The following is an 11,603-nucleotide window of genomic DNA, read 5'->3' as shown; positions in this document are numbered from 1 at the left end:
CCGTCGGTAACGGGTGTTTCAGGACCTTCGATCGTCGGGCTGGATTTTTAACGAGTGCCCACGCGCGGTGCAGCGCTCTATAATGCTCGGCAGTTTTCCGTCCCCAGTACAGGTATTCCTATGAAACGTCCAAGTGGTCGCGCTGCCGATCAGCTCCGCTCGATCCGCATTACCCGCAACTACACCAAACACGCCGAGGGATCCGTACTGGTCGAATTCGGTGATACCAAAGTCATCTGCACCGTCAGCGTCGAAAACGGCGTGCCGCGTTTCCTCAAGGGTCAGGGCCAAGGCTGGTTGACTGCCGAATACGGCATGCTGCCGCGCGCTACTGGCGAGCGTAACCAGCGTGAAGCGAGCCGTGGCAAGCAGGGCGGTCGCACCTTGGAAATCCAGCGCCTGATCGGTCGTTCCCTGCGCGCCGCGCTGGACATGTCCAAGCTGGGCGATGTGACCCTGTACGTCGACTGCGACGTGATCCAGGCCGACGGTGGTACTCGCACGGCTTCGATCACCGGCGCCATGGTTGCACTGGTTGATGCACTGAAAGTAATCAAGAAGCGTGGCGGCCTGAAGGGTGGCGATCCGCTCAAGCAGATGATCGGTGCCGTGTCGGTCGGCATGTATCAGGGCGAGGCTGTGCTGGATCTGGACTATCTTGAAGATTCCGCCGCCGAGACTGACCTCAACGTGGTGATGACCAGCACCGGTGGCTTCATCGAGGTGCAGGGCACGGCTGAAGGCGCGCCGTTCCAGCCTGAAGACTTGAACGCCATGCTGGAACTGGCCAAGCAAGGCATGAACGAAATCTTCGAACTGCAAAAGGCTGCACTGGCCGACTGAGCAGGTTCATAACCGCAAGGAGGACGCGATGAGTGACGAACAAGAATTGCTGCCCAAACCGAGCCAGGAGGTTCGCCAGTGGGCGATGTTTTGTCACTTGTCGGCCTTGCTGGGGATCTGGATCCCGTTCGGCAATCTGATCGGGCCGTTGATCCTCTGGCAGATGAAGCGCGAAACGGACCCGTTCATCGACGCTCAAGGCAAGGAGGCGCTGAATTTTCAGATCACCGTCGCCATCGCCTCGTTGATCTGTTTCCTGCTGATGGTGCTGATCATCGGGTTCTTCCTGTTGGGGATACTGGCCATCGGTGCGCTGGTATTGACCATCATCGCCGGTGTGAAGGCCAATGAAGGTTTTCCTTACCGATATCCGTTTACCTGGCGGCTGATCAAATAAGGCGCTCGAAAAGTTTTAAAACAAATGCCCTGACCTGTCAGGGCATTTTATTAATGCAACAAAATTAATCGTTATTATGGGTAGGAATGATCTGATCGCGATGATCGGTCGATACTCTTTCTGTATATACACTTTTAGTCACAACTGCATCGGCTTAGTTAGGATTCATGGCCTTGGAATCAAAGGCGACGATTGTTAAAGTTGCTCGGATAATATTTCTCCTGAAATATTAAGATATATTCAAGCCATCGAAGGCTATTGAATTTCCGAGTAATCAGTGTTGAGACAATCAGCCGGTTCATGAGGCGCGTGCAGGTAAACAGCTCGCCTCTGAATATATAGCCAAGAATAATCCCAATGATTCAGCTCGATTTTTACGGAACACTTGTGGCCGCCTCTTTAGTCCTTCTGCTAGGACGCGGGCTCGTTATGCGTGTTGGTTTCATGCGCAGTTACAATATCCCTGAACCGGTCGCGGGTGGCCTGGTAGTTGCCTTGATCTTGTTGCTGCTGCGAACGCTAAATATTGAAATTCGTTTCGATACTTCGCTGCAGACACCTTTGATGCTGGCCTTTTTTGCCACCATTGGTCTAAGTGCAGACTTTGCCAGCTTGAAGAAAGGCGGGCGCGTTGTCGGGATATTTCTGTTGGCAGTTACCGGATTGTTGGTGGTGCAGAATGCGATGGGGATCGGGCTGGCAACAATGCTCGGGCTTGATCCATTGATGGGACTGCTGACCGGATCGATCACCTTGGCGGGCGGTCACGGCACCGGTGCCGCGTGGGGTACGGTATTCAGTGAGAAATACGGTCTGGCATCTGCGTCGGAGCTGGCGATGGCTTCCGCTACGTTTGGCCTGGTGCTGGGTGGTTTGATCGGCGGACCAGTCGCGCGCTTGCTCATCAAGCGAGTGCAGGTGCCCGGTTGTCAGAGTCCGGATGCACCGCTGCGGTTGCCGAAAGGCTTCGAGCAACCAAACAAAGAACGCTCGATTACCCCGTTTTCGTTTATAGAAACACTCGCCCTGATCGCGGTCAGTTTGCTGGCCGGCAATCTGTTGAACGGCCTGCTGCAGGGCACCGCATTCGAGTTGCCGACGTTCGTTTGTGTTCTGTTTGTTGGCGTGGTCTTGCGCAACGGGCTTTCGGCGTTGGGTCTGTATCAGGTGTTCGAGCGTGAGGTGTCGGTGCTGGGCAATGTCAGCTTGTCGCTGTTTCTGGCGATTGCCCTGATGTCGCTCAAACTGTGGGATCTGGCAGCATTGGCGCTGCCCATCTTCATCATCCTGGCAGTGCAGGCGCTGGTCATGGCGTTGTTCGCGATTTTCGTGACATTCCGGATGATGGGGCGCAACTACGACGCGGCCGTGCTGGCGGCAGGGCACTGCGGTTTCGGATTGGGTGCGACGCCGACGGCGATCGCCAATATGCAGGCAGTGACGCAGCGTTATGGGCCGTCGCAGATTGCCTTTCTGGTGGTGCCGATGGTCGGAGCGTTTTTCATCGATATCATTAATGTCGTCGTGATCAAGCTCTACCTGGCCTTACCGTTCTTTGCTGCTGTCTGAGTCCGAATCGGCTTGGCGCTGAGGCACAAAAAATGCCCGTATCCTGCGATACGGGCATTTTTTTACTTAGAAAAAGCGCTTAGATGGTCAGCGTCCAGTCGTAGTCGACGATCAGCGGTGCGTGCTGCGAGAACCGTGGCTGACGCGGCAGGCGAGCACTGCGCACGAAGCGCCGCAGGCCCGGGGTCAGGATCTGGTAGTCAAACCGCCAGCCGAGATTGAGCATCTCGGCCTGTTCGTTGTCCGGCCACCAGCTGTACTGGTCGCCTTCGCGGCTGACTTCGCGCAGGGCATCGACGTAGCCCATGTTGCCAACAATCTCGTCCATCCAAGCGCGTTCTGGCGCCAGGAAGCCCGGGGATTGCTGGCTGTCGCGCCAGTTCTTGATGTCGAGCTTCTGCTGCGCCACGTACAGCGAGCCACAATAAATGTACTCGCGACGTTTGCGCCGCTGTTTGTCCAGGTACTTGCCGAAGTCGTCCATGAGCTTGAACTTCTGGTTCAAGTCCTCATCGCCGTTCATCCCCGAAGGAAGCAGCAAGGTGGCAATACTGACTTTGTCGAAATCTGCTTGCAGGTAGCGCCCGTAGCGGTCGGCCGTCTCGAAACCGAGACCGCTGATGACAGCCTTCGGTTGCAACCGCGAATACAAAGCCACGCCGCCTTGGGCAGGGACTTCAGCATCGCAGGCATAAAGGAAGTAGCCATCCAGTTGGAAGGCTGGGTCATCCAGTTCAAAGGCGGAGGCACGGGTGTCCTGCAGGCAGATGACGTCGGCATTCTGTGCTTGCAGCCAACTGAGCAAACCACGCTCGACTGCAGCCTGAATACCATTGACGTTCACACTGATGATCCGCATAAATGGCCCCAAAAATCGCGTGCGTGTATGATACACGGCGTCAAGCTAATTAGCTAAATCCGTGGTATTTGGGGTTTTTTTCATGCAAGCGTATCAGCGCGATTTCATTCGTTTTGCCATCGATCGCGGCGTTTTGCGCTTCGGTGAGTTCACCCTGAAGTCCGGGCGCACCAGTCCTTACTTCTTCAATGCCGGCCTGTTCAACTCGGGTTCGGCCCTGGCGCAGCTGGGGCGTTTCTACGCGGCAGCCATCGCTGAGAGCGGCATTCCTTTCGACGTTCTGTTCGGCCCGGCCTACAAAGGCATCCCGTTGGCGGCAACCACCGCTGTGGCACTGGCCGAGCACCACGACCGTGATCTGCCGTGGTGCTTCAACCGCAAGGAAGCCAAGGCCCACGGCGAAGGCGGCAGCCTGGTCGGCGCGCCGCTGACTGGCGATGTGCTGATCATTGATGACGTAATCACGGCGGGTACAGCAATCCGCGAAGTGATGCAGATCATCGCTTCCCAGGACGGTGCCAAGGCTGCGGGCGTGCTGATTGCGCTGAACCGTCAGGAACGTGGCAACGGTGAATTGTCGGCCATTCAAGAAGTCGAGCGTGATTTCGGTATCCCGGTGATCAGCATTGTTTCGCTGAATCAGGTGCTGGAATTCCTTGCCGATGATCCGCAGCTCAAGCAACACCTGCCAGCCGTAGAAGCCTACCGCGCACAATTCGGCGTCTAGCGGCGGAACACTGTGGGAGCGAGCCTGCTCGCGAAGAGGCCTTCACATTTAACATTGATGTGATGCAGAGACCGCTTTCGCGAGCAGGCTCGCTCCCACAGGAATTACCGGCAAAAAAAGACCCCGCTCAGTCAGGCTGAGCGGGGTCTTTTTTTTTGCGCTTTCGCTTACGGACGCTTGCGATTGCTGATCAGCGTGCCCACACCGGTGTCGGTGAAGATTTCCAGCAGGATCGCGTTCGGCACGCGGCCGTCGATGATCAGCGAGCTGCCCACGCCGCCCTGAACCGCTTCCAGTGCACAACGGATCTTCGGCAGCATACCGCCGTAGATAGTGCCGTCGGCGATCAGGTCGTCGACCTGCTGCGTGCTCAGGCCGGTCAACACGGTGCCCGACTTGTCCATCAGGCCGGCAATATTGGTCAGCAACATCAGCTTCTCGGCTTTCAGTGCCTCGGCGACTTTACCAGCCACCAGATCCGCGTTGATGTTGTACGACTCGCCGTTCTCACCCACGCCGATCGGCGCGATCACCGGGATGAAGTTGCCTTTGACCAGCAGGTTCAGCAGTTCGGTATTGATCCCGACCACTTCGCCGACCTGACCGATGTCGATGATTTCCGGTTGAGTCATCTCCGGCGTCTGACGGGTGACGGTGAGCTTCCTCGCACGAATCAGCCCGGCGTCTTTACCGGTCAGGCCGATGGCGCTGCCGCCGTGACGGTTGATCAGGTTAACGATGCTTTTGTTGACCTGGCCGCCAAGGACCATTTCCACCACATCCATGGTCGCGGCGTCGGTGACGCGCATACCATCGACGAAGTGGCTTTCGATCGACAGACGCTTGAGCAGATCGCCGATCTGCGGGCCGCCACCGTGAACCACGACCGGGTTGATGCCCACGGCTTTCATCAAGACGATGTCGCGCGCAAAGCCGGTTTTCAGCTCCTCGCTTTCCATCGCGTTGCCGCCGTATTTGATCACCAGGGTCTTGCCGACATAACGTCGGATGTAAGGCAACGCTTCGGACAGGACCTGGGCGGTATGGGCGGCGGCTTCGCGTTCGAGGGTCATTCAGGGCTCCGGGTGGATCAGAACGGTAGTTGGAGATCAGGTGCAACGCGTTTCAATTGGGCGTGGAATACATCCTTGATGCGTTGCAATTCAGCCTCGTCATCGGCCTCGAAGCGCAGCACCAGCACCGGTGTGGTGTTGGACGCGCGCACCAGGCCCCAGCCTTTGGCGTAATCGACTCGCACGCCGTCGATGGTGGTCAGGTCAGCGCCTGCGCCCCACTGTGCGTCGTGCAGTGCATCAATGATGCTGAATTTGCTCTCTTCGGTCACATGGATATTGATTTCCGGCGTAGAAATATCGTTCGGGAACGTCGCAAACAGCTCTTCCGCGGTGGATTTTTCCTTGCTGAGGATCTCCAGCAGCCGTGCGGCGCTGTAGATACCGTCGTCGAAACCGAACCAGCGCTCCTTGAAGAAGATGTGCCCGCTCATTTCCCCGGCCAATAGCGCTCCGGATTGTTTCATTTTCTTTTTGATCAACGAATGACCGGTCTTCCACATTAGCGGACGACCACCGTATTCCTTGATCAGCGGCACCAGGCGGCGGGTGCATTTGACGTCGAAGATGATTTCCGCGTCCGGGTTGCGCGCGACCACGTCACGGGCGAACAGCATCAGCAGGCGGTCGGGATAAACGATGCTGCCGGTGTTGGTCACTACACCGACGCGGTCGCCGTCGCCGTCGAAAGCCAGGCCGATATCGGCGTTGGTTTCCTTGACCTTGGCGATCAGGTCGACGAGGTTCTCAGGCTTGCCCGGATCCGGGTGGTGGTTGGGGAAGTTGCCATCGACCTCGCAGAACAGCGGGATGACTTCGCAATTCAGCGCTTCGATCAGTTGTGGGGCGATCACACCGGCCGCGCCGTTGCCGCAGTCGACCACGACTTTCAGGCGCCGTGCCAGTTTAATGTCCTGGACGATTTCGGTGTTATAGCGGTCGAGGATCTCGACCTGAGTGACACTGCCGGTGCCGCTGCTCAAGTTGTTGCTCTTCAGGCGCTCGTGCAGGGCCTGGATCTGTTCGTTGGCGAGGGTGTCGCCGGCGATGACGATCTTGAAACCGTTGTAGTTCGACGGGTTGTGGCTGCCGGTGAGCATCACCCCGGATTTGCCGGCCAGGACGTTGGCGGCGTAGTACAGCGCAGGCGTTGGCACCAGGCCGACATCGCTGACGTGGCAGCCGCTTTCGGCGATGCCGCGAATCAGTTCTGCAACCAGCTCCGGGCCGGACAGGCGGCCGTCGCGACCGACGGAAACGTTCGGTTCACCTTGGGCCAGGCTCTGCGAACCGATGGCGCGGCCGATCCAGTAAGCGGTTTCGGCATTGAGGAATTCCGGCACGGTGCCGCGAATGTCATAGGCGCGGAAAATGCTGTCGGGCAGCTTCGGGGCGATCTTGGCTGGGGTGCTCATCTACGGAAATGCTCCATCTCGAAAGTGGCGGGACAGACCGACGAATCGTTCGACGGCAGGCTCAAACTGAAGGGTATGACGGCGTTTTCCACGGAGAGTTCGTGGTATGAAAGGGCCATGACGCCTCGGCGGGCGTGGCTTTCGGCCGGCAAAACCTTGATTTACGGTGTGAAAACCTGCCGCTGAAAATGCACAAATTTTCCCTGTAGGAGCTGCCGAAGGCTGCTCCTACAGAGACGTATCAGTGCTGGTTACTTGGTGCCGGTGTGGCCAAATCCGCCGGTGCCGCGTTCGGTTTCGACGAACTCTTCAACCATTTCGAAGTGCGCCTGCACCACTGGCACCAGCACCAGTTGCGCCAGACGTTCGCCGACGGTCATGGTGAAGTCGGTCTGGCCACGGTTCCAGCAAGACACCATCAGTGGGCCCTGATAATCCGAGTCAATCAGACCCACGAGGTTGCCCAGCACGATGCCGTGCTTATGGCCCATGCCCGAGCGCGGCAGGATCAGCGCGGCGAGGTTCGGGTCGCCGATGTAAACCGACAGACCGGTGGGGATCAGCACGGTTTCACCCGGCTTGATCACGATGTCCTGATCCAGCATGGCGCGCAGGTCGAGGCCGGCGGAACCCGGGGTGGCGTATTGCGGCAGCGGGAAATCGGTACCGATGCGTGGGTCGAGGATCTTGGCTTGCAAAGCGTGCATGTAAATTAAACCTGGTTCAGACGTTCGGCGATAAAGGTGACCAGTTGGCGAGCGATCTTGCTCTTGCTGGTCTGGGCGAAAACCGTGGCGTGCAGCGCACGGTCAATCACGCTGCAGGCGTTTTCTTCGCTGTTGAAACCGATGCTCGGGTTGGCGACGTCGTTGGCGACGATCAAATCGAGATTCTTGTCTTTCAGCTTGCGTGCAGCGTAGTCGAGCAGGTGTTCGGTCTCGGCGGCGAAACCGACACTGAACGGACGGTCGGGACGGGTCGCGATGGTGGCCAGGATGTCCGGGTTACGCACCATTTGCAGGACGAAGCCGTCACCGCTCGTAGGATCTTTCTTGAGTTTTTGCGGGGCGACGACTTCCGGGCGGTAGTCCGCAACGGCTGCCGAGGCGATGAACACGTCACACGGGATCGCCGACTCGCAAGCCGCGAGCATGTCGCGGGCGCTGACCACGTCGATACGCGTGACGCGATCCGGTGTCGGCAGGTGCACCGGGCCGCTGATCAGCGTGACGCGGGCGCCGGCCTCAACTGCGGCTTCAGCGAGGGCGAAGCCCATTTTGCCGGAGCTGTGGTTGGTGATGTAGCGAACCGGGTCGATGTTTTCCTGAGTCGGGCCGGCGGTGATGACGACGTGTTTGCCGGTCAGCGCCTGGCGCTGGAAACAGTCCGCCGCGCATTGTGCGAGGTCGGTGGCCTCCATCATGCGGCCCATGCCGACGTCGCCGCAGGCCTGGCTACCCGAGGCCGGGCCGAAGGTCTTCAGGCCACGGCTTTCCAGGAGTTGCAGGTTGGCCTGGGTCGCCGGATCACGCCACATCGCCTGATTCATTGCCGGCGCGACTGCCACAACGGCGTCGGTGGCCAGCACCAGGGTGGTCAGCAAATCGTTGGCGATGCCTTGGGCCAGGCGGGCGATCAGGTCGGCAGTGGCCGGGGCGATCAGTACCAGATCGGCCCATTTCGCCAGCTCGATGTGGCCCATCGCGGCTTCGGCAGCCGGGTCGAGCAAGTCGAGGTGGACCGGGTGGCCGGACAGCGCTTGCATGGTCAGCGGGGTGATGAACTCGGCGCCGCCATGGGTCATGACCACGCGTACTTCGGCACCCTGATCGATCAGGCGACGAACCAGATCGGCGCTCTTGTAGGCCGCGATGCCGCCGCCGACGCCGAGCACGATGCGTTTCCGATACAGCCGCTGCATAGGTCTGCCTTTCATTTCGTGGGTGACATACGTGGCGAAACCCCCTCCCCAGGGTGAATTCGCCCGCAAAAAAGATGGGCTACGATATCACAGCGACCGCTACGGAACAGCGGCGCCCACAGACAGGGAAGTGCTATGAGTATTCGCGATTGGCCTGCGGCGGAACGTCCGCGGGAAAGGTTGTTGGAACACGGGGCAGCGAGCCTTTCAGACGCTGAGTTGCTGGCGATTTTTCTGCGCACCGGATTGCCCGGACTAAGTGCTGTGGATCTGGCGCGCAATCTGTTGACTCAATTCGGCAGCCTGCGTTTGCTGCTTGAGGCCGATCAGGACGAATTCAGCAAACAATTGGGGCTCGGGCCGGCGAAGTTTGCGCAACTGCAAGCTGCTCAGGAAATGAACAGGCGGCATCTGGCTGAGAAATCACGGCAGAAACCAGCCCTGGAAAACCCTCAGGTCGTTCGCGATTATCTGAAATCGATGCTGCGTCACGAACCGCATGAGGTGTTTGGTTGCCTGTTTCTCGACTCCAAACATCAAGTACTGAATTTCGAGATACTGTTTCGCGGCTCAATCGACAACACCAGCGTGCATCCACGCGAGGTTGTGAAGCGATGTTTGGCCAATAACGCCGCTGCGTTGATCCTGTGCCACAACCATCCATCGGGGAACACTGACCCCAGTCAGGCAGATCGGCTGCTGACCAAACGCCTGCAAAAGGCACTGGAGCTGATTGACGTGCGGGTACTCGATCACTTCATCGTTGGTGATGGTGAGCCGTTGTCGATGGCGGAGTGTGGCTGGATGTAGTTCTCAGGGACAAACGCTAAACCCCTGTAGGAGTGAGCCTGCTCGCGATAGCAATTTTCCAGTCACCGAATGGGTTGACTGAAATGACGCCATCGCGAGCAGGCTCACTCCTACAGGTGATGTGCCGGGCAGGTTATTTCAAGTTTACCTTCGAATAGTCCTGGCGGCCAAAGGGGCTTACCGAGTAACCCTGCACGTCCTTACGTGTCAGCGCATAAGCGGTCGGATGCGCCAGCGGCAGCCACAACGCCTGCTGTTGAATCTGCGCCTGCGCCTGCTCATACAACTTGGTCCGGACGCCTTGTTCGCTGGTGGTCTTGCCGGCGCTGATCAGCTTGTCCAGATCGGCATTGCAGTAGCGCGCAAAGTTGGTGCCCGATTTGACTGCGGCGCAGGAAAACTGCGGCGTGAGGAAGTTGTCCGGGTCGCCGTTGTCGCCGGCCCAGCCCATGAACAGCAGGTCATGCTCGCCCGCCTTGGCGCGGCGAATCAGTTCGCCCCACTCGATCACGCGGATTTCCGCCTGAATACCGATTTCCGCCAGATCCGATTGCAACAACTGTGCACCGAGGCTTGGGTTCGGGTTGAGCAGGCTGCCCGAAGGACGCGTCCAGATGGTGGTCTGGAAGCCGTCTTTCAAGCCGGCCTTGGCCATCAGCGCCTTGGCTTTGGCCACGTCATGCGGGTAACCCGGCAGGTTCTTCGCATAACTCCAGGTGTTCGGTGGGTAAGGGCCATTGGCCGCTTCGGCGGTGTCTTCGAACACCGCCTTGATGTAGTTGGCCTTGTCGAAGGCGAGGTTGATGGCCTGACGCACCTCTGGCTTGTCCAGCGGCGGATGCTGGCTGTTGATGCCAACGAAAGCGGTCATGAACGCGTCAGTCTTTTCGACTTTTAGTGTCGGCTCTTTCAGCGCGGCCTGTACGTCCAACGGTTTTGGCGACAGGGCGATCTGGCATTCGTTGCGTCGTAGCTTTTGCAGGCGCACGTTGGCGTCCGGGGTGATGGCGAAGATCAACGGGTCTACCGAAGGCTTACCGCCGAAGTAATCCGGGTTGGCCTTGTAGCGAATCGCCGCGTCTTTCTGGAAGCGATTGAACACAAACGGGCCGGTACCGATCGGCTGGCTGTTGAGCTTGTCCGTGGCGTTGGTCTTCATCAATTTGTCGGCGTATTCGGCGGAGTAGATCGAGGCGAAGCCCATGCTCAGGGTTGCCAGGAAGGTCGAGTCCGGGTGATCAAGGGTGAAGCGCACGGTCAGCGGATCGAGTGCGTCGATCTTCTTGATTAGCGCTGGCAACTGCATCGATTGCGCATGGGGGAAGCCGCTCTGGGCAACTTTGTGCCACGGGTTGGCCGGGTCAAGCATGCGGTCGAAGCTGAATTTGACGTCTTCTGCGGTCAGCTCACGGCTCGGCTTGAAGTAGTAAGTCGTATGAAACTTCACCTGCGGGTGTAGCTTGAAGACATACGTCAGACCATCGGTGCTGACTTCCCAGCTGTCGGCCAGGCTCGGCACGACTTTGCCGCTGGCGGTGTCGAATTCAACCAGACGGTTCATCAGCACGTCGGCCGAGGCGTTGGTGGTGGTCAGCGAGTTGTACTGCACCACGTCGAAACCCTCAGGGCTGGCCTCGGTGCAGACGCTCAGCGCGGCGGCCTGGGCCAGGGGGCTCAGCAGGAGCGGGGCGAGCAACAGGGGTAGGGCAGCGAGGCGCATGGTCGGTTTCCTTTTACAGATCGAAGGCCCATCTGCAAGTGCAGTCTGGAAAAGGCCTACCCTAGAGGTCTGGATTACAAATGACTATCCCCTTTTTGCATTTTCGGGGCACAGTGATGGCGGTTTTTCAGACCGCGGTGCGCGGTAAAAAGTCTGAATCGCCCGTATGGACGATTTTCTGCGACGAGTGGTAAAAATCGATGCCAGCCTTTATCCAAGGCGTTCGCAGGCTGAAAAAGCGCCTTTTTGTGGATTGTGTGCACACCGAA

10 protein-coding genes and 1 pseudogene are annotated in these 11,603 nt (G+C 58.5%); 5 read left to right on the top strand and 6 right to left on the bottom strand.

The features are described 5' to 3' along the window. Positions 1 to 120: 120 nt before the first annotated feature. The 3 genes from rph to gltS all read left to right on the top strand — a co-directional run bounded on the left by rph (position 121) and on the right by gltS (position 2,809). Entirely contained in the window at positions 121 to 843 is a 723-nt protein-coding gene (gene rph / locus HU754_RS00175; RefSeq protein ID WP_016985814.1) for a ribonuclease PH, read from the top strand. 28 nt (positions 844 to 871) lie between these two features. Then, positions 872 to 1,240, top strand: a complete 369-nt coding sequence (locus tag HU754_RS00170; RefSeq protein ID WP_007920344.1) for a DUF4870 domain-containing protein — start codon at positions 872 to 874, stop codon at positions 1,238 to 1,240. A 357-nt stretch (positions 1,241 to 1,597) separates the two neighbouring features. After that, the gene (gene gltS, locus HU754_RS00165) at positions 1,598 to 2,809 is read left to right on the top strand and encodes a sodium/glutamate symporter (protein ID WP_186620164.1); all 1,212 of its coding nucleotides are present in this window, start codon (positions 1,598 to 1,600) and stop codon (positions 2,807 to 2,809) included. Between the two features lie 79 nt (positions 2,810 to 2,888). On the opposite strand, the gene crc is transcribed toward gltS, so the two are convergent. After that, positions 2,889 to 3,668, bottom strand: coding sequence for a catabolite repression control protein Crc (gene crc / locus HU754_RS00160; protein ID WP_007920349.1), 780 nt, complete (start codon positions 3,666 to 3,668; stop codon positions 2,889 to 2,891). A gap of 82 nt (positions 3,669 to 3,750) precedes the next feature. Here crc and pyrE point away from each other — a divergent pair, with 82 nt between their 5' ends. After that, entirely contained in the window at positions 3,751 to 4,395 is a 645-nt protein-coding gene (gene pyrE / locus HU754_RS00155) for an orotate phosphoribosyltransferase (RefSeq protein WP_008078597.1), read from the top strand. A gap of 167 nt (positions 4,396 to 4,562) precedes the next feature. Here pyrE and argB read toward each other — a convergent pair whose 3' ends face one another. The 4 genes and pseudogenes from argB to coaBC form a co-directional block, all read right to left on the bottom strand. Further along, positions 4,563 to 5,468 carry an acetylglutamate kinase gene (gene argB, locus HU754_RS00150; protein WP_186620162.1) on the bottom strand — a complete coding sequence of 302 codons (906 nt, stop codon included), beginning with the start codon at positions 5,466 to 5,468 and terminating at the stop codon, positions 4,563 to 4,565. A 17-nt stretch (positions 5,469 to 5,485) separates the two neighbouring features. Continuing rightward, positions 5,486 to 6,862: pseudogene (locus HU754_RS00145) on the bottom strand (phosphomannomutase/phosphoglucomutase); the annotation flags it as partial. Positions 6,863 to 7,134: 272 nt separating this feature from the next. Beyond that, positions 7,135 to 7,590, bottom strand: coding sequence for a dUTP diphosphatase (dut, locus tag HU754_RS00140; RefSeq protein WP_038359240.1), 456 nt, complete (start codon positions 7,588 to 7,590; stop codon positions 7,135 to 7,137). A 5-nt stretch (positions 7,591 to 7,595) separates the two neighbouring features. Continuing rightward, on the bottom strand, positions 7,596 to 8,804 hold the full coding sequence (coaBC, locus tag HU754_RS00135) for a bifunctional phosphopantothenoylcysteine decarboxylase/phosphopantothenate--cysteine ligase CoaBC (protein ID WP_007920365.1): 1,209 nt from the start codon (positions 8,802 to 8,804) through the stop codon (positions 7,596 to 7,598). A 135-nt stretch (positions 8,805 to 8,939) separates the two neighbouring features. Between coaBC and radC the strand changes: the two genes are divergently transcribed. Beyond that, positions 8,940 to 9,614: a RadC family protein gene (gene radC, locus HU754_RS00130; RefSeq protein ID WP_093429665.1), complete on the top strand. Its 675-nt coding sequence runs from the start codon at positions 8,940 to 8,942 to the stop codon at positions 9,612 to 9,614. 133 nt (positions 9,615 to 9,747) lie between these two features. Here radC and HU754_RS00125 read toward each other — a convergent pair whose 3' ends face one another. After that, positions 9,748 to 11,334, bottom strand: a complete 1,587-nt coding sequence (locus HU754_RS00125; protein ID WP_186620160.1) for an ABC transporter substrate-binding protein — start codon at positions 11,332 to 11,334, stop codon at positions 9,748 to 9,750. Positions 11,335 to 11,603: the final 269 nt, after the last annotated feature.

It is taken from the genome of Pseudomonas zeae (assembly GCF_014268485.2).
Taxonomy (GTDB): Bacteria; Pseudomonadota; Gammaproteobacteria; order Pseudomonadales; family Pseudomonadaceae; genus Aquipseudomonas; species Aquipseudomonas neuropathica.
This window is presented reverse-complemented; position numbering and strand designations above follow the sequence as displayed.

Excerpts from the sequence above, each read along its gene's own strand:
- rph (WP_016985814.1), top strand. The coding sequence starts at position 121 with ATGAAACGTCCAAGTGGTCGCGCTGCCGATCAGCTCCGCTCGATCCGC.
- HU754_RS00170 (WP_007920344.1), top strand. The coding sequence starts at position 872 with ATGAGTGACGAACAAGAATTGCTGCCCAAACCGAGCCAGGAGGTTCGC.
- gltS (WP_186620164.1), top strand. The coding sequence starts at position 1,598 with ATGATTCAGCTCGATTTTTACGGAACACTTGTGGCCGCCTCTTTAGTC.
- crc (WP_007920349.1), bottom strand. The coding sequence starts at position 3,668 with ATGCGGATCATCAGTGTGAACGTCAATGGTATTCAGGCTGCAGTCGAG.
- pyrE (WP_008078597.1), top strand. The coding sequence starts at position 3,751 with ATGCAAGCGTATCAGCGCGATTTCATTCGTTTTGCCATCGATCGCGGC.
- argB (WP_186620162.1), bottom strand. The coding sequence starts at position 5,468 with ATGACCCTCGAACGCGAAGCCGCCGCCCATACCGCCCAGGTCCTGTCC.
- dut (WP_038359240.1), bottom strand. The coding sequence starts at position 7,590 with ATGCACGCTTTGCAAGCCAAGATCCTCGACCCACGCATCGGTACCGAT.
- coaBC (WP_007920365.1), bottom strand. The coding sequence starts at position 8,804 with ATGCAGCGGCTGTATCGGAAACGCATCGTGCTCGGCGTCGGCGGCGGC.
- radC (WP_093429665.1), top strand. The coding sequence starts at position 8,940 with ATGAGTATTCGCGATTGGCCTGCGGCGGAACGTCCGCGGGAAAGGTTG.
- HU754_RS00125 (WP_186620160.1), bottom strand. The coding sequence starts at position 11,334 with ATGCGCCTCGCTGCCCTACCCCTGTTGCTCGCCCCGCTCCTGCTGAGC.